The organism is Shimia sp. (assembly GCF_049116215.1).
In the GTDB taxonomy this organism is placed as follows: domain Bacteria; phylum Pseudomonadota; class Alphaproteobacteria; order Rhodobacterales; family Rhodobacteraceae; genus Shimia.
Window position 1 is genome coordinate 108,626 of the sequence record NZ_JAGDZB010000006.1, and the last position, 17,259, is coordinate 125,884.

Here is a 17,259-nt window from a genome sequence, read left to right on the forward strand (position 1 = left end):
CCATGACTGCGGCGATGCGCCCAAATATCTCGGCTTGTCCAGCCTGTGATGCCGCTCCGGCAGCGGAAGCGCTGGCGGAACAGGCGTTGCAGGAAGATGCGCGCATTGCTTTGTCGGTGCCCAGCGTGCACTGCGCGGCGTGTATTTCCACCGTGGAAACTGCGCTGGCTGATCACCCTGGGGTGCATTCGGCGCGGGTGAACTTGACGCTGAAACGTGCGTCGGTGGAAGCGGCGCCTGACGTGACTGCAGAAGAGCTCGCAACGGTTCTGGAAAAAGTGGGCTATGAGGCGCACGAGTTAGATGCAGGCACGTTGAGTGCGACGCAAAACGACAAGGCGGGACGTGATCTGTTGATGCGGCTGGCGGTGGCTGGTTTTGCGTCGATGAACGTGATGCTGCTGTCCGTGTCGGTTTGGTCCGGTGCCGAGGCGGCCACGCGAGATATGTTCCACTGGATCTCTGCGGCCATTGCGCTGCCGACAATTGCCTTTTCCGGCAAGCCGTTTTTTGTACACGCCTGGAGCGCGTTGAAGCACAAGCGTCTGAATATGGATGTGCCAATTGTGCTGGCAATTGTGCTGGCGGTGGCCACGTCGCTTTGGGAGACAACGCTGTCAGGCGAACACGCCTATTTTGATGCGGCTCTGACATTGGTGTTTTTCTTGCTTGCGGGTCGCTATTTGGACCACCGCACACGCGCGGTGGCGCGATCGGCGGCAGAGGAGCTGGCAGCGTTGGAAGTGCCGCGTGCTGTTCGGGTTATAGATGGACAAGACCAGACAGTTGCGGTGAAAGAGCTGGCTGTAGGCGATCTGATCCGAGTGAAGCCGGGTGGGCGTATGCCGGTGGATGGTGAGATTGTTGAGGGACGCTCGGAACTGGACCGGTCTTTGCTAACAGGGGAGACCCTGCCGGTGTTTGCGGAGCCAGGTCAAGATGTGAGTGCGGGGGAAGTGAACCTGACAGGGCCCTTGATGATCCGAGCCACTGCTGTGGGCGAGCAGACAAGTCTACATCGCATGGCGGATTTGGTGGCCGTCGCGGAGTCCGGCCGGTCAAATTACACATCCCTGGCAGACAAAGCGGCAAAGCTCTATGCACCGGGTGTGCATATCTTGTCTGCGCTGAGCTTTCTTGGTTGGTATCTCTTTACATTCGACATGCGCACGGCGCTGAACATTGCGGCGGCTGTGCTGATCATCACCTGTCCCTGTGCGCTTGGTTTGGCCGTACCTGCGGTGACAACCGCCGCCTCAGGACGTCTGTTTCGCAAAGGCATGTTGATCAAACACAGCACTGCGCTGGAGCGTTTGGCGGAGGTCGACACAGTTGTGTTTGACAAAACCGGGACTCTAACAGCGGGCGCGCCGGAGCTGATCAATCTTGAGACACTTGAAGAAAAAGACCTCTCCGTAGCACTCGCTCTGTCCATGGCCTCGGCCCATCCGCTGAGCACGGCGATTACCAAAGCCGCGCAGGCGGCCGGTGTGCGCCCTGCGCGGGTGAGCGAGATTGAAGAGGTGCCGGGCTATGGCACACAAGGAAATCTGGATGGTGTATTGGTGCGGCTGGGACGCCCGGCTTGGGTTGGCGCAGAGGCTGGTGCGCAGACAGCTGCGTTTTTGAGCGTTGGGGAAGAAACACCGGTTGAGTTCATTTTTGCCGACACGTTGCGCGAGGGTGCAGAGGCCTGTGTTGATGCGCTGAAGGCAGCGGGCAAAGAGGTGATCCTGATGTCAGGGGACACCACCGGCGCGGTGGAAAGCCTTGCCAACCGTTTGGGTATTGCCAAATGGGTGGCGGAAGCGCTGCCAGAAGACAAAGCCAAGCGGGTGCAAGCTCTGACCACCGACGGCTGTCACGTGTTGATGGTGGGCGATGGTCTCAATGACACCGCAGCTCTGGCCTCGGCGCATGTGTCGATTTCGCCAGCCTCAGCGCTGGATGCGGCACGTGTGGCATCTGACATTGTGCTATTGGGGGGCGACCTCTCGCCGATCCCGGATGCGGTGGATGTTGCCAAGAGCGCGACCAAACGTATCCGTGAAAACTTCCAGATTGCGACGGTCTACAACATCGTTGCGGTGCCTTTGGCCGTGGCTGGTCTGGCAACGCCGTTGATTGCCGCGTTGGCGATGTCCACGTCTTCCATTACAGTATCCCTAAACGCCCTGCGCCTGAGAGGATGACATGCAAGTTCTGTCTTATCTGATTCCCATCTCTTTATTCCTAGGGGGCATTGGTTTGGTCGCGTTTGTCTATACGGTGCGGTCTGACCAATATGATGATCCGGAAGGAGACGCGCAGCGCATCTTGTCCGGGCAGTATGATGACAAACCGAAGATGTGAGCTCAGCTTACTCCGTGCTCAAAATAAAAGCCCGTCGCAGGAGACTGCGACGGTTTTTTTATTGGAGTGTGTTGCGAGGCTTAGCTAGGGCCAAGCGTGTAACATGTGACTTGCCGCGCTTGCAGGCGACGGCAGGCCAAATCTGCGGTTTCTTTGGACATGCCGAGGAAGTTGGCCTCAAAACCGCGAGAATTTTTAACAACCTTGCGCAAGCTGCCATCCAACGTCGCCATTTCTGCAAGAGCAGTTTTGAGCAACATCTTTTCAGCGGCAAAGCGGCTGTTGTAACGCCCGACGTTGATGCCCCAGTGGCGTCCTCCCGCGGTGGAGATACGGGTCACGACCTTGGGCTGCGGCGGTGGGGTCGGCTCTTCCTTCAGGCTGACCAGAGTCACACCGGTGTTGTCCTGCGCTTGCAACAGTGCGGATTGAATGTCGTGCTCGATGATTGTGGCTTCGGCCACAACCGAGGTTTCTGTGGAGACCGTGGCCTCTGACATGGCCGCAGCCACAACTGTGGAGGGTTGGTCCGCTGTGGCGGCGGTTGGGCGCAGCACGGGGCGCAACGATTTCTTCACGGCGGTTGCCACGCGGATTGTTTTTCCGACAGGTGCTGTTTTGCCTTGGTAGGCAGGCAAGCCTGGCTTGCGCAAAGCGACACGGTTGGCGGAGCGGTTAAATCCTAGATCCAGTAATTCGGCCACTTTGGCATTGCGGGTGGCGGTCGAGCGGCCGCCAAACACAGTGGCAATCACGCGCTTGTTGCCGCGTTCCGCGGAGGCCACTAGGTTGAAACCTGCGGCACGGGTGTAGCCGGTCTTAATACCATCAGCGCCCTTGTAGGCGGCCAGAAGACGGCGATTGGTGTTGTTGACGGTCTTGATGCCAGCACTGGTCGAACGGCGGGAGAAGAGGTTGTAATAGTCCGGGTAGTCATAAAGCACGTGGCGTCCCAGAGTGGTCATGTCACGAGCAGTTGACATGTGCCCGCTTTGGGTCAAGCCATGCATGTTTTTGAACGTGGTGTTGGACATGCCAAGCGCCTTGGCGGTGCGGTTCATGCGACGGGCAAAAGCCGCTTCGGAGCCTTCGATGGCCTCGCCAATGGCCGTGGCAGCATCGTTTGCGGATTTTACTGCAGCCGCACGGATGAGATAGCGCAGTGCGATGCGTTGACCAGCCTGCAAGCCCAGTTTGGAAGGTGGCTCGGCGGCGGCATTCTTGGAGATTTTGACCTTGGTGTCCAAGCTGATCTCACCGTTTTCCACCGCTTCCATGGCAATGTATAGCGTCATCATCTTGGTCAGCGAGGCGGGATGCAATCGGGTGTCGGCATTACGACTGTGCAGGACTTTGCCGTCCCGCGCGTCAATCACCATAGCTGCGTAAGGTGCCGCCAAAGACACCATGGGGGTCAACACCGAACAGAATGCCAGTGTCGCCAAAAATAGCCCGAAACGGGCCGGCTGAATGCGCCGCGCCTTCATATGAACTGCTCTTTTTTCTGCCTCAGGCCGCCGGTTTTCCGGTCTGACCAATTATTATTACAGTGAGCGTAACACAGGGTTGGAAACGAATAAAGCGTGTGTTTCTGGCGATTTGGAAAGGTTTGTTCAGGTCGGGGCGTAGATGTTGTGGCTAAAGTGGGCCTGGCCGCTACACCTGCTTTGTGAGGGGCTCAGCCAATCTCTTCAACCAGTGGCAAAATTTCTGAAAGTGACGAAAGCGCCACAAATCGCGGGTTGTCTGTTGGTGTTTCCGCCTGCTCCAATACCCAAGCAGGGCCATTGGGAACGTGTGCGGCCCAGCTGCCAACAGACAGGGAAGGTACAATATCGGATTTCATTGAGTCGCCAACCATCAGGGCGCGGTCCGGACCGTCGGCGTAGGAGTGAAACGCCTTGGTATAGGTGTCGGAGTTTTTGTGACTGACGATCTCGACCCAGTCAAACAGGTCGCCCAAACCGGATTGGGCAACCTTGCGTTCCTGGTCGAGCAGGTCGCCCTTTGTGATGAGCAGCAATCGATGGGTTTTTGACAGAGTTTCAATTACTTCTCTGGCGTGCGGAAGCAACTCAATGGGATGCTGCAGCATGTCTCGACCACAGGCCATCAGCTCGGCAATCACCGATGCCGGGACACGTTCTTCGGTGACCTCAATGGCGGTTTCGATCATTGAGAGGACAAATCCCTTGGTGCCAAACCCGTAGTGACCCACATTGCGCCGCTCTGCGGCCAAAAGGCGGTCCTCGAGGTGGTCTGGCTCCGTAAAGTCCGCGAGAAGTTCGGCAAACTTGGCTTGGGTCAGGCGGAAAAACCGGTCTGTGTGCCAAAGTGTGTCATCTGCATCAAAGGCAACCGTTGTGAGGGTCTTGGGCATGAAAAAGATCCGATTGTTCCTGACCTCTTTTCTATGGCCAACTTCAGGCTATATAAACAGCAAACCACAAACCGGATTCTTGTGAATATGCCATTGCAGACGATGAACATGAGCATGGGTGACGATGATGGCGGCGACCTGGGTGTCGCGCTGGAAACACGTACCCGCACCAAAAAGCCGCCCCTTTACAAGGTGATGTTGCTCAATGACGATTACACACCAATGGAGTTTGTGGTGCTTGTGCTCGAGCGGTTCTTCTCGATGACCCATGCGCAAGCGTTTGAGATCATGCTCACCGTGCACAAAAAAGGTGTGGCGGTAGTGGGTGTGTTCAGCCACGAAATTGCAGAAACCAAGGTCACACAGGTGATGGATTTGGCGCAGCGCCATCAGCATCCCCTGCAGTGTACGATGGAGAAGGAGTGACCGGGCTGCCCGGTTCACCGCATAAAATGTCCCATTCCCGATTGTCACTGGCTGTAGAAGACTACGGCCTGTCGTTGCCGTCTGACGGGCGGATTGCTGTATTTGCGCCGCGTGTTGGCTTTGACCTGAGCGCTTTACCGCGTGCCCAAGTGCACGTGGTTCAGCACCTGAAGCCAGATTTTGATGCCTTCTCCGACGCAGGCTTTGACGCTGATGTTGTCGAAAGTGGCCGCTACGCGGCGGCTGTCGTTGTGTTGCCACGCGCCAAAGCTCTTGCACGGGACTTGATTGCTCGGGCTTCCAAATGTGCAGATCTGGTCATCGTTGATGGGCAAAAAACCGATGGCATTGATGGACTTTATAAGGAATGCCGCAAGCGGGCCGATGTTTTGGGCAGTTTTGCCAAATCTCATGGGCGCTTGTTTTGGTTTGAAGGTGGTGCGTTTGACGACTGGTTGGCCGGCGCTCCCGCAAGAGTAGAAGATCGCTTTGTCACCCGTCCGGGAGTGTTCAGCGCGGATGGTGTGGACCCTGCATCCAAGATGTTGGCGGAAGCATTGCCGCCAAAACTTGGTCGGGTTGTGGCGGACCTTGGGGCTGGTTGGGGCTACCTCTCCTGTCAGATGGCGGCGCGTCAGGCGTTTGATGTGTTGCACCTGGTTGAGGCGGATCATGTGGCGCTTGAGTGTGCCAAGGAAAACCTGACAGACCCTCGGGCGCAGTTTCATTGGGCGGACGCCACCAATTTCAAGCCGGGCCACCGTGTGGACACGGTTGTGATGAACCCGCCGTTTCACACCGGACGCAAAGCGGAGCCCGCTTTGGGGGAGAGTTTCATTCGGGCTGCGGCCAAGATGCTGGCGCCGTCCGGGCATCTTTGGTTGGTCGCGAACCGGCACCTGCCTTATGAGGCCACGCTTCAGGATGCGTTCCAGTCTGTCGAGGCCGTTGCCGGGGACACCCGTTTCAAGGTATTGCATGCACAGCGCCCGACGCGGGCAAGAGGGTGACACAGAGCTGGTGTAGGCTCACGGACAGTGTGATGGGGATCGTAGATGTCTTTTAATATTGCGGGTAAGACCGCCATAATCACCGGCTCTGCCAACGGCATCGGCCTGGCTGTTGGGCGGCACTTTGCGGATCATGGCGCAAATGTCATGTTTGCCGACGTGGATGAAAAGAGCCTGTGCGCCGAATTTGGAGAGCGCCCGGAAGAGGGCAATGTGCGGTATTTTGCCGGCGACCTGCGCGAAAAGCTCACGATCAACAATCTGATCTCCGCCACGATTGATGCCTTTGATCAGGTCGATATTTTGATCAACGGCTGCCGGCAAGTGACCACCAGTGATCCGCTCAATCCGGATGACACCTCGGTGGATCTGATGATCCAGCAGAACCTGATGACCTCGCTGCGGTTGAGCCAAATTGTGGCCAAGCGTATGATTAAGCAGGCGGAGGGGCGTGAGGAGGGCTCTGCTGGAGCGATTGTGAACCTCAGCTCAATTGCGGCGCAGCGCTCGCAGCCAGATTTGCTGGGTTACTCGATTGCAACGGCAGCCTTGGATCAGATGACCCGTGCGATGGCGGTGGCTTTGGCGCCGGAGCGTATCCGGGTGAACGCGGTGGCGATTGGCTCAGTGATGTCGGCAAGTCTGCAGACCGCGTTAAAAGACAACCGGGATTGCCGCAACGAGATTGAGCAGCATACGCCTTTGGGCCGGATTGCGGCGCCAGGTGAATTGGCGGATGCGGTTCAGTTTTTGGCTTCCGAAGCGTCGGGATTCATGACCGGTCAAATTGTGACTGTGGATGGTGGCCGCTCGCTTCTGGATACGGTGAGCACGCCGGCGCACTAAGCCGCGCTGTTCTGCCGCTGGCGTCTGTTCTGTGCCGATGATAGGCAATGCGGAACACAACGGAGGGGCAGGCATGTCTGATCAGATGGACACCGAAAAGCAACGCGCCAGCGCATGGTTTCGTGAATTGCGGGATCAGATTGTGGCCGCTTTTGAAGGGTTGGAGGACAGCCATTCCGAGGGTCCGTTTGCAGATCAGGACGCTGGCCGATTTGAGGTGACAGAGACCAAGCGCAGCAGTGCCGATGGATCGGATGCTGGCGGTGGGTTGATGTCGGTGATGCGCGGCGGGCGTGTTTTCGAGAAAGTCGGCGTGAATGTGTCCACCGTCTACGGCGAGCTGGGAGAGCGTGCGCAGAACGCCATGGCGGCGCGCAAAGGTCTGCCAGGCATGAAAGAAGATCCGCGATTTTGGGCCTGTGGCATCAGTCTTGTGGCGCATATGCAGAATCCGCATTGCCCGGCCGTGCATATGAACACACGGATGTTCTGGACCCCACATGGTTGGTGGTTTGGCGGCGGGTCTGATTTGAACCCGTGTCTCGAATATGACGAAGACACAGCGCACTTCCACGGTGTGCAAAAAGCGCATTGTGACAGCCATGGGGAAGACCACTACCCACGTCTAAAGGCCTGGGCGGACGAGTATTTTTATATTCCGCACCGCAACCGGGCACGTGGGGTTGGAGGTATTTTCCTGGATGACCACAACACCGGGGATTGGGCGGTGGATTTTGGCTTTATTCAGGACATTGGCAAAGCCTTCCTGCCAGCCTTTGTGCCGTTGGTTGAGAAACGTCGGGTGGATGATTTTGGCGCGGCGGAGAAAGATGCGCAACTGGTGCATCGTGGGCTCTATGCGGAATACAACCTTGTTTATGATCGCGGCACCAAATTTGGGCTGGAAACCGGCCATGATGCCAACGCCGTGCTGATGAGCCTGCCACCCATGGCAAAATGGGTGTAACGGCAGCAGGTTAGCCCTGCTGCGCTTTGCGGATTTTGCTGCAAAGTAAGGCGTGGACAGCTTCAACTTCGGCGAGATCGCCGCGTAGGGCGGTGAGCTCTGCATCGCCGGACTTCAGGCGGATGCGCAGGGCGGCTTTGCCCGTCGCCATGTCGGTGCGCCGCACGTAGATGCTGGTGATGTCACGGAGCGGCAGTTTGCGGGCGCCCTTTTGTTGATCCCGGCGGTTCAGGGCGCAGAGCATTAGGGTGCGTGATTTGGCCTCAAACCGGATTTCGGCGCGATGGCCTTTCATGGCAAAGCGATACGCGGCCATCCCGATCAGCGCACAAGCGATGGAGAGCAGCGATTTGGATATCATCGGGTTGCCAACAAAATTGGCGTCCGGGAAGCTCCATTGCACCAATGAGCTGAGCACAAACACCACGCCGATGAAGCGCAGTAGCGTCTCTTTCAAAGAAGAGTGACGGAAGTCGCCCACGGTTTCCCGGACGCAGTAGCCGGCCTTTGATGGCCGAGGCTGTAAAGTATCCCAGTGATAATCGTCGATAGTGCCCAGTTGTCCCAACGCGTGCATGGCTTGGTCCTCTGATCCCTGTTGATGGGATCAGAGTGTCTTAAAAACATGGCCGAAACATGCCGGGAATGGCACGGTTAAGGGGAAATTAACCGTAAATCGCTGCTAGCTGCGCCAGTCAAAGAAGCCCGCGCCGCCGCGTTCCAGCAAGTATTTGGCCATGCCTTCGCCAAGCGCCGCGCCGTCTTCAATCGGTGCGGTTTGATCGTCACGCAGGCTTTCAGAGCCATCCGGACGCAGCACTTCACCGCGTAGGCGAATGGTGTTGCCGACAAGTTCCGCGAGGCCCGCAATGGGGGTTTCACAAGAGCCGTCCAGAGCTGCAAGAAAAGCGCGCTCGGCATTGAGGCGTTGGCCGGTGGGGCCGTCGTGAATAGCCTCCAATAGGGCAGCAGTGCTCATGTCGTCCGCGCGACGCTCGATGCCGATGGCACCTTGCGCGACTGCCGGCAGCATTTCCTCTGGCGCGATGGCGGAAGAGGCCACATGAGACATTTCCAGGCGGTTTAGGCCAGCCATAGCAAGGAAGGTGCAATCTGCCACCTTGTCTTCCAGCTTTTTCAAGCGGGTTTGCACGTTGCCGCGGAATTCTACCACTTTGAGATCACTGCGGTAATTCAGAAGTTGCGCACGACGGCGCAGGCTGGAGGTGCCTACGGTGGCGCCTTCCGGTAGGTCTGCTAAAGACGCGTGACTTGGCGAGACAAAAGCGTCACGGGTGTCTTCGCGCGGCAAGTAAGTATCGAGCAATAGGCCGTCAGGTTGAAGGACCGGCATGTCTTTCATCGAGTGCACGGCAATGTCAATGCCGCCAACCAGCATGGCCTCTTCAATTTCCTTTGTGAACAGGCCTTTGCCGCCAACTTCCTTGAGAGGCTTGTCCTTGGCAATCAACTGCGCATTGTCACCCGACGTGGTGATCACCACGATCTCGAAGGCTTCTTCTGGCAGATCAAACGCTTCCATCAGACGACGGCGGGTTTCATAGGCCTGCGCAAGTGCGAGCGGAGAGCCACGGGTGCCGATTTTCAGCGGAGAAGCGGGGGTTGGCAAAGTCACTGTCATGGCGACGGTCTAATCCTGAGTGGCGGGTCTGGCAAGCGTCCTAAGGGTTGACAACAGGAGGTGCGCGCGAGACCTAGCGTAGAGAAGCCTCGCCAAATTGGCAGGGCGGGTGAGTTGGGTTGAAAAGGCACGGAAAGCCGGTTGGCTTCCTTGACACAAATCAACGAGCGGCGAATTGGGCAGGACTAAGAGGAACGCATGACACAGACCAAGAAAATTCTGCGGGCTTTGGCCGGCGAGACACTCGACACTCCCCCCATCTGGATGATGCGCCAGGCTGGCCGCTATCTGCCGGAATACCGCGCGACACGTGGCGAAGCGGGTGACTTCCTATCCTTGTGCTACAACAGTGAGCTGGCGGCTGAGGTGACCCTGCAACCGATCCGGCGTTATGGCTTTGATGCGGCCATCTTATTTGCGGATATTTTGCTTTTGCCACAAGCGCTTGGCGCGGATTTGTGGTTTGTCACAGGTGAAGGGCCACGGCTGTCGACCATTGAAAATCAAGCGGATTTTGACAAGCTGAAGCCGGTCAGCGAGATCCATGAAACGCTCAATCCGGTGTATGAAACCGTTCGGATTTTGAGCCGGGAATTGCCGAGCGAGACCACATTGATTGGTTTTGCCGGCATGCCGTGGACCGTGGCGACCTATATGGTGGCTGGGCGTGGGACACCTGATCAGGGGCCAGCACACAAACTGAAGGATGAAAATCCGGAAGTATTCGATCAGATCATTGATATTCTGACCGAAGGTACCGTGGAATATCTGTCCAAACAGATCGAAGCTGGGGCCGAGGTTGTGAAGTTGTTTGACAGCTGGGCAGGTTCGCTTAAAGGCGATGATTTTGATCGTTATGCTGTTGAACCTGCAAAGAAAATTATTGCCGCTTTGAAAGAGCGTCACCCGGATACGCCGATCATCGCCTTCCCGCGTGGTGCAGGTGAGCGCTATGTTGGGTTCGCGGAAGCCACCGGTGCGGATTGCGTCGCGTTGGATGATGGTGTGACGCCGGAGTGGGCTGCCGCCAACGTGCAGACATCTTGCTGTGTTCAGGGCAACTTGAAGTCCAGCCATATGGTGACCGGCGGGCAGGATCTGGTGGATGAGACCCGCAAGATTGTCGCAGCCTTCGGCAAAGGGCCGCATATCTTCAACCTGGGTCATGGAATCACCCCGGACGCCGATCCGGAAAATGTGCAGCTGATGATCGACACGGTGCGCGGCAGTTAACCACCGATTTTGACGTCGGTATTCTGTCGGTATTGCGACTGTTTCACGGAGGTGCGCCTTAGGCGCGCCTCTGTTGCGTTAACGGATCGGGCGTTGCGGGAAGGTTGAGTTCAGACAAGATTTCTTCCGTGTGTTCCCCGCGTCGCGGCGCGGGCTGAATGTCTTCGACAAACCCATCAAAGCGCGGTGCCGGGCTGGCCTGAAGATTGCCGTGGGTGTGGTGCCAGACGTCACGGGCGGTCATGTGCGCCGATCGGGCGCTTTCTTCCGGGGAGAGCACAACCGCGACGCAGGCGTCAGAGCCTGTAAACAGATCATCCCAATGCAGGCGTGGTTCGCGCACAAAGATGTCGGTTAGGCGGGCGGTGAGTTTGGGCCAGAGGGCGCGGTCATGCTGCTTGGCAAATTCGGGGTCGTCGGCCAGTCCAAGTTTATCGAGGAAGGCGGCGTAGAATTGTGGCTCCAGCGCTTGCACGGAGACGTAGCCACCATCGGAGCAGACATAGCTGCGAGACCAATGCGGACCGTCGAGCAGGCTGTGACCGCGCTCCATAGCCAGTCCACCGGCTTGGCGTAGGGCCATCAAGAGCGTCATCATGTGAGCGGAGCCATCGACAATGGCAGCGTCAACCACCGTGCCTTGACCAATTTCTTGCGCGTTGAGGATGCCGGTCAGGATGCCGATCACCAGATAGAGCGCGCCGCCGCCGATGTCGCCCACGAGGGTCGCCGGGGTGATCGGAGGGGAGCCGGGCTCAGAAGCGTACCAGAGCGCGCCGGATTGGGCGATGTAGTTGAGGTCGTGACCGGCTGTTTCTGCGCGAGGCCCGCTTTGGCCCCAACCGGTCATGCGGCCATAGACAAGCCTTGGGTTGGTGGCATGGCAGTCGGCCGGACCAAGGCCGAGCCGCTCCATGACGCCGGGTCGGAAGCCTTCGATCAGCGCATCTGCGGAGTCGATGAGCTTTTTGGCTACGACGAGGTCGTCCGGGTCTTTGAGATCCAGAGCAATGGAGCGTTTGCCGCGGTCGAGCACGGATTGATCGGCGGTGATGGACCCGCCACCTTTGCGATGGATGGTGATCACATCCGCGCCAAGGTCTGCCAGATGCATGGCGGCAAACGGGCCGGGGCCGAGGCCTTCGATTTCTACGATACGGATGCCTTGCAGCATGGGCTTGGTCCTCTGGGTCATCGCAGATGCTCCATCGCGCTAGGGAAGCTACGAATCTGCAAGCCCATACAGCCAGAGTTTTGTGTCAGAATTAACAAGGCGCGGGTGCGCAGTTTGGCGTTTTGGCTTTGCATTGGTTACAGCCCGTTCAACCCGCCGCCGACCGTGAGTACTTGAGCGGAGACGTAATTGCTTTCGGGGCAGCACATCAGATAAACGCCGTCGGCCGCTTCTTCGGGTGTTCCGGGGCGACCAAGGGGCACCATGGCGGCAAAGCCGCCAGCCACTTTGGTTGGGATGCCGATGCCCACGGTGTTGCCGTCCACGGTGATGGATTTCTTGTCGTCTGTGGCCTGGGTCAGACGGGTTTCGATATAGCCAAAGGCGACGCAGTTCACGTTGACCTTGTAGCGGCCCCATTCTTTGGCCAGGGATTTGGTCAGGCCCAGCACGGCGGATTTTGCGGAGGAGTAGTTGGCTTGGCCCACGTTGCCGCCCGTGCCCGCGATGGACGAGATGTTGACCACCTTGCGGAAGACTTCGCGGCCCTCTTCAGCTTCATGCTTGGCATGGCCTTTGATGAAGCCCGAGGCGGCGCGCAGGATTTGGAAGGGCGCTTTGACGTGCACGTCCATCATGGCGTCAAACTGATCGTCGGTCATATGGCCAATCAGGCTGTCCCATGTGTAGCCGGCGTTGTTGACGATGATGTCGATGGCGTTCCATTTTTCAACGCCCGCGCCGATGAAGCGCTCGGCAAAGCCGTTTTCCGTGACAGAGCCGACAACCGCGATGGCGTTGCCTCCAGCGGCGGTGATTTCGTCGACTACAGTTTGGGCGGGGGCGTCCTCGAGGTCGTTGAGCACGATGTTGGCGCCCTCGGAAGCGAGTTTCAGCGCGACGGCACGGCCGATGCCGTTGCCTGCGCCGGTGATGTAGGCGGTTTTTCCAGTGAGTTTCATTGTACGGTCCTCAGTCGATGTCCAGCGAGCGGGCGATCACTTCTTTCATGATCTCGTTGGTGCCGCCGTAGATCTTTTGCACGCGGGCGTCGGTGTAGAGTTCCGAAATTGGATATTCGGACATGTAGCCGTAGCCGCCGTGCAATTGCAGGCATTCGTCGACAATCTCACACTGGGTTTGCGTGCCCCACCATTTCACCATGGCGGCCTTTTCTGCAGTGAGTTGCCCCGCTTCGAGTTCGGTCAGGCAGGTGTCACAGAAGGACGCTAGCAGTTCGATTTTGGTGGCGCATTCGGCGAGTTTGAATCGGGTGTTCTGGAAATCCATCACCCGTTTGCCGAAAGCTTTGCGCTCTTTCACGTAGGCGAGCGTGTGTTCGAGTGCGCATTGGGAGGCGCCAAGGGCCATGTAGCCGAGGATCAAGCGTTCCCAAGGGAGCTGTTTCATCAGTTGGATAAAACCTTGGCCTTCCTCGGTGCCGATGAGATTTGTGAGGGGCACGCGCACATCGGTGAAGCTGAGTTCTGCCGTGTCGTTGCGCTTCATGCCCATTTTCTTGAGGCAGCGGCCCACGGCAAAGCCTTCGAGGTCTTCGGTTTCCACCACAATCAGCGACACACCCCGGCCTTTGGCAGTCGGGTCGGTTTTGGCGACCAATACAATCAGGTCGGCGGAGCCGCCGTTGGTGATGAAGGTTTTGGAGCCGTTGATCAGATATTCGTTGCCGTCGCGGATGGCGGTGGTTTTGACCGCTTGCAAGTCGGAACCAGTGCCGGGTTCGGTCATGGCGATGGCGGCGACTTTCTCGCCGGTGGCCAGATCAGGCAGCCAGCGGGCTTTCTGTTCGTCGGTGCCAAAGGCGGTGATGTAATGCGCGGCGATGTTGTGCACCGAGACGCCCCAGCCGCTGTCACCGGCTTTGCCTTGCTCCAGGAAGGTCACGGCGTCGAAGTGGCGCGAGAGGCCAAGCCCGCCGTGTTCCTCGGGGAAGGTGGCGCCGAGGAGTCCGAGATTTCCCGCCTTTTTCCAAAGGGATTTGGGGATGACGCCCGCTTCAGTCCAGGCGTCTTTGTTGGGGGTGACCTCTTCGTCAAAGAAGCGTTTGACGGTGTCAGCGAAGGCGGTGTGGTCTTCGCTCATCCACATGTGATTGGGCATGGGGTATCCTATTGTGAGGTTAGGGCGTGCCGCAGATTTTGGCTTCGCCGCGCAGGGTTTGGGTGCCGTCGTCTATGTGAGCGGCCAGTTTGATGGTGAGCAGGACACGGCCGTGTTCTTCGTGGCGGTCCACAACCGTGCCGGTGCAGGTGATGGTGGCCCCAACGGGGGTGATCGCGGTGAAACGGGTGGAGAGCGCGCGCATGCGGTCTTGGCCGGCCCAGTCGGTGGCGAGGCGGCCCAGCTGCGCCATGGACAACATGCCGTGGGCAAAGACGTCGTCCATGCCGGCGTTTTTGGCAAAGTCGAGGTCGATGTGGATCGGGTTGTGATCCCCGGAGGCGCCAGAGTAGAGCGCCAATGTGGTGCGGGAAATTGGGCCGAAGGTCAGCTCTGGGAGTGTGTCGCCGACTTGGGCATTGGTAGGTGTGACAGTCATGATCTCTCTCCCTCAGCCCAGACGGTGGATGATGCCGCGGGTGGCCTCAACCAAGAGGCCGCGCGTGGGGTGGGTGATGCGGGTGGTGATGTGAGCGATTTCCAGTTTTCCGCCTTTGGCGTCGGTGAAATCTGTCACCTCGTTTTCGACCGTGACCACATCACCGGCAAACATCGGGCCGTGGTAGGTGTAGGCCTCGGTGCCATGCAGCAGCACACGCAGGTCGCCGTTGATCAGTTCCAAAATGTCGGGCTGACCCTGACGTTTGGCCTGATGGCCTGCGAAGGTGCCGACAACCACGGCAAAGGTGGCGGGCGCCATTATGTCGGGGTGGCCTGCATCTTGGGCGGCGTCGGGATCGAGGTAGGCGGGGTCGGTCTCGCCGATGGTTTCGGAGAAAAACGCCAACGGGCCGCGCTCGATGGTGACCTCGACAGGCGGGGTTATGTGGCCTTTGGTGGATCGGTTGAAGATGCCCATGGAGTTATGCCGCCTGATAGAGGGTCACGACACACGCGCCGCCGAGGCCGAGGTTATGCTGGAGTGCTGTCTTCGCACCTTCTACCTGGCGAGCGTCTGCCGTGCCGCGCAATTGGTGGGTCAGTTCGTAGCACTGGGCAAGACCAGTGGCCCCAAGGGGGTGGCCTTTGGAGAGCAGGCCGCCGGAGGGGTTGGTGACAAACTTGCCGCCGTAGGTGTTGTCGCCGTCGGCAATGAATTTTTGGGCGGTGCCTTCGGGGGTGAGGCCGAGACCTTCGTAGGTGATGAGTTCATTGTGGGCGAAGCAGTCGTGTAATTCGACCACGTCGACATCGTCGATGGCGATGCCGGAGGCTTCCTGCACCTGTTTTGCGGCGGCGGCGGTCATGTCGTAGCCAACCACTTGCATCATGTCTTGGGCGTCAAAAGTGGAGGCGTAGTCGGTGGTCATGGATTGGGCTTTGATTTTCACAGTGGTGTCGATGCCGTGTTTGGCGGCAAAAGCTTCAGAGCAGAGAATGGCGGCGGCACCGCCGCAGGTGGGTGGGCAGGCCATCAGGCGGGTCATCACGCCGTCCCACATGACCGGCGCGGCCATGACTTCTTCGGTGGTGACCTCTGTTGCAAACAGGGCAAGAGGATTCTTGGTGGCATGGCGGGAGGCTTTGGCGCGGATTTTGGCAAAGTCGGCTAGCTCGGTGCCATATTTCTCCATGTGCGATTTGCCAGCGCCGCCAAAATACCGCAGCGCCAGAGGCACTTCTGCATGGCCCACAAGCGTGTCGCAGGCAGTGTCGAAGTCATCAAACGGAGTGGGGCGGTCGGTCCAATGGCTGGTCAGCGCGCCGCGTTGCATTTGTTCAAAGCCAACCGCCAGCACACAGTCGACCATGCCGCTTTCGATGGCCTGGCGCGCCATGTAGAGCGCGGTTGAGCCGGTAGAGCAGTTGTTGTTCACATTGATGATGGGAATGCCAGACATGCCCACATGATAGAGAGCCTTCTGACCACAGGTGCTGTCACCATAGACATAACCTGCGTAGGCCTGTTGCACGTCTTTGTAGCTGAGGCCCGCATCTTTCAACGCGGCCTGCACGGCGGCGGCGCCCATTTGATCATAGCTGTCGGATGCCCCCGGTTTGGCAAATTTGATCATGCCGACGCCGGCAACAATGGTCTCTGTGCTCATGTGAAAATCTCCTCGCTTGCGCGAAGTATCGGATTGACGGAGGTATCTGGCAAATTCAATATTCTCTCAAGCTATTCTTTGGAGGAATGGATGAACCTGACCAAGCTGCGCTATGTGGTGGCGGTGGACCGGCAAGGGGCGATCTCTGCGGCAGCGCGGGCACTCAATGTCACGCAATCGGCGGTGACCAAGGCGGTCGCCGATGTGGAACAGGATGTGGGGGCGGCGTTGTTTGAGCGGCACGCACGGGGGGTGACAGCCACGGCAGAGGGGCGGGCGTTTATTGATCGCGCGGCGCGGATACTGGCGGATGTGGATCAACTGGTTTCGGATGTGGATCAGGGGCGACAAACGCGGGAGCAGGTGTTGCGGATTGGTGTGTCACCCAGTTCGATGGAAGGGCTGATGAGCCGGGCGATCTGGGCTTTGGTGGGGGCGCATCCGGAGGTCCGTATTCATTTGCGTGGCGCCCCGTTTGAGACGGCGGTGCAGCTATTCCGACAAGGCGATTTGGATGCGGTCATTGGCCCGTCGCGGCCTTTGCTGGCCGAGGCTGGGGTGCGCTGTGATCCGTTGCCACCGCTCAATGCACTGTTTTTTGTCCGGCGGGGGCATCCGTTGGTGGGGCGTCCAGTGAGCAGTGAGGATTTGGCTGGGTTGCCGTTGATTGTACCGGAACCCAGCGGACCTTATGCGGAGCCGATCCAGCATTTGGTGCAAGCGGGGGAGGTGGATCCGATGCGACGGCTGCACATCATGCCAAGTTTCACCATGGCCGCCGGAGTGATTGAGCGCAGTGAGGCGGTGGGGGTTGTTGTGGACAGCTATGCTCAGAGTCGCCATTTCCGCAGTCGGTTTGAAATTCTGGACTTCCCGCAGCAGACCTCTTTGCCAATGGCGGTGGCCTATCGCAGTGGCGGGCAACGAGGGCGGGCGCTGGGCTGGTTTTTGAAAGCGGTGCAGGAGTTCCCACCTACGCTGGGGGCGGAGATGCCCTAGC

The 17,259-nt window shown here is 58.5% G+C and carries 18 protein-coding genes; 8 read left to right on the top strand and 10 right to left on the bottom strand.

Translation table 11 applies throughout. The features are described 5' to 3' along the window. Positions 1-2 precede the first annotated feature (2 nt). Positions 3-2,192, top strand: a complete 2,190-nt coding sequence (locus JXR15_RS17095; RefSeq protein WP_422054409.1) for a heavy metal translocating P-type ATPase — start codon at positions 3-5, stop codon at positions 2,190-2,192. A 1-nt stretch (position 2,193) separates the two neighbouring features. Further along, positions 2,194-2,352 (top strand): cbb3-type cytochrome oxidase assembly protein CcoS, encoded by a 159-nt coding sequence (ccoS, locus tag JXR15_RS17100; protein WP_422054410.1) that lies wholly within the window; start codon positions 2,194-2,196, stop codon positions 2,350-2,352. Between the two features lie 80 nt (positions 2,353-2,432). On the opposite strand, the gene JXR15_RS17105 is transcribed toward ccoS, so the two are convergent. After that, a complete protein-coding gene (locus JXR15_RS17105; protein ID WP_422054411.1) occupies positions 2,433-3,839 on the bottom strand; it encodes a D-alanyl-D-alanine carboxypeptidase family protein in 1,407 nt (468 codons plus the stop codon). Between the two features lie 191 nt (positions 3,840-4,030). Further along, positions 4,031-4,732 carry an HAD family hydrolase gene (locus JXR15_RS17110; protein WP_422054412.1) on the bottom strand — a complete coding sequence of 234 codons (702 nt, stop codon included), beginning with the start codon at positions 4,730-4,732 and terminating at the stop codon, positions 4,031-4,033. Between the two features lie 108 nt (positions 4,733-4,840). On the opposite strand from JXR15_RS17110, the gene clpS reads away from it, so the two are divergent. The 4 genes from clpS (at position 4,841) to hemF (ending at position 7,981) form a co-directional block, all read left to right on the top strand. Continuing rightward, positions 4,841-5,158, top strand: a complete 318-nt coding sequence (gene clpS, locus JXR15_RS17115) for an ATP-dependent Clp protease adapter ClpS (protein ID WP_422054719.1) — start codon at positions 4,841-4,843, stop codon at positions 5,156-5,158. A 26-nt stretch (positions 5,159-5,184) separates the two neighbouring features. After that, a complete protein-coding gene (locus JXR15_RS17120; RefSeq protein WP_422054720.1) occupies positions 5,185-6,168 on the top strand; it encodes a class I SAM-dependent methyltransferase in 984 nt (327 codons plus the stop codon). Positions 6,169-6,213: 45 nt separating this feature from the next. Then, the gene (locus JXR15_RS17125; protein WP_422054413.1) at positions 6,214-7,014 is read left to right on the top strand and encodes an SDR family NAD(P)-dependent oxidoreductase; all 801 of its coding nucleotides are present in this window, start codon (positions 6,214-6,216) and stop codon (positions 7,012-7,014) included. Positions 7,015-7,087: 73 nt separating this feature from the next. Next, positions 7,088-7,981 carry an oxygen-dependent coproporphyrinogen oxidase gene (hemF, locus tag JXR15_RS17130; protein ID WP_422054414.1) on the top strand — a complete coding sequence of 298 codons (894 nt, stop codon included), beginning with the start codon at positions 7,088-7,090 and terminating at the stop codon, positions 7,979-7,981. A 10-nt stretch (positions 7,982-7,991) separates the two neighbouring features. On the opposite strand, the gene JXR15_RS17135 is transcribed toward hemF, so the two are convergent. Further along, the gene (locus JXR15_RS17135) at positions 7,992-8,558 is read right to left on the bottom strand and encodes a hypothetical protein (RefSeq protein WP_422054415.1); all 567 of its coding nucleotides are present in this window, start codon (positions 8,556-8,558) and stop codon (positions 7,992-7,994) included. Positions 8,559-8,663: 105 nt separating this feature from the next. Beyond that, positions 8,664-9,623: a hydroxymethylbilane synthase gene (hemC, locus tag JXR15_RS17140; RefSeq protein WP_422054416.1), complete on the bottom strand. Its 960-nt coding sequence runs from the start codon at positions 9,621-9,623 to the stop codon at positions 8,664-8,666. A 198-nt stretch (positions 9,624-9,821) separates the two neighbouring features. On the opposite strand from hemC, the gene hemE reads away from it, so the two are divergent. Beyond that, positions 9,822-10,856, top strand: coding sequence for a uroporphyrinogen decarboxylase (hemE, locus tag JXR15_RS17145; protein WP_422054417.1), 1,035 nt, complete (start codon positions 9,822-9,824; stop codon positions 10,854-10,856). 58 nt (positions 10,857-10,914) lie between these two features. Here the strand turns inward: hemE and JXR15_RS17150 are convergent, their stop codons facing one another. The 6 genes from JXR15_RS17150 to JXR15_RS17175 all read right to left on the bottom strand — a co-directional run bounded on the left by JXR15_RS17150 (position 10,915) and on the right by JXR15_RS17175 (position 16,259). After that, positions 10,915-12,030: a CaiB/BaiF CoA transferase family protein gene (locus tag JXR15_RS17150; protein ID WP_422054721.1), complete on the bottom strand. Its 1,116-nt coding sequence runs from the start codon at positions 12,028-12,030 to the stop codon at positions 10,915-10,917. Between the two features lie 137 nt (positions 12,031-12,167). Next, positions 12,168-12,992: an SDR family NAD(P)-dependent oxidoreductase gene (locus tag JXR15_RS17155; protein ID WP_422054418.1), complete on the bottom strand. Its 825-nt coding sequence runs from the start codon at positions 12,990-12,992 to the stop codon at positions 12,168-12,170. Positions 12,993-13,002: 10 nt separating this feature from the next. Continuing rightward, complete coding sequence (locus tag JXR15_RS17160; protein ID WP_422054419.1) at positions 13,003-14,151, bottom strand: acyl-CoA dehydrogenase family protein; 1,149 nt, start codon at positions 14,149-14,151, stop codon at positions 13,003-13,005. Positions 14,152-14,170: 19 nt separating this feature from the next. Further along, positions 14,171-14,590: a MaoC family dehydratase gene (locus JXR15_RS17165; RefSeq protein WP_422054420.1), complete on the bottom strand. Its 420-nt coding sequence runs from the start codon at positions 14,588-14,590 to the stop codon at positions 14,171-14,173. A gap of 12 nt (positions 14,591-14,602) precedes the next feature. Continuing rightward, positions 14,603-15,070, bottom strand: coding sequence for an FAS1-like dehydratase domain-containing protein (locus JXR15_RS17170; protein ID WP_422054421.1), 468 nt, complete (start codon positions 15,068-15,070; stop codon positions 14,603-14,605). Positions 15,071-15,074: 4 nt separating this feature from the next. Then, the gene (locus tag JXR15_RS17175; RefSeq protein WP_422054422.1) at positions 15,075-16,259 is read right to left on the bottom strand and encodes a lipid-transfer protein; all 1,185 of its coding nucleotides are present in this window, start codon (positions 16,257-16,259) and stop codon (positions 15,075-15,077) included. A 90-nt stretch (positions 16,260-16,349) separates the two neighbouring features. Between JXR15_RS17175 and JXR15_RS17180 the strand changes: the two genes are divergently transcribed. Further along, the gene (locus JXR15_RS17180) at positions 16,350-17,258 is read left to right on the top strand and encodes a LysR family transcriptional regulator (protein ID WP_422054423.1); all 909 of its coding nucleotides are present in this window, start codon (positions 16,350-16,352) and stop codon (positions 17,256-17,258) included. The last annotated feature ends 1 nt before the right edge of the window (position 17,259 follow it).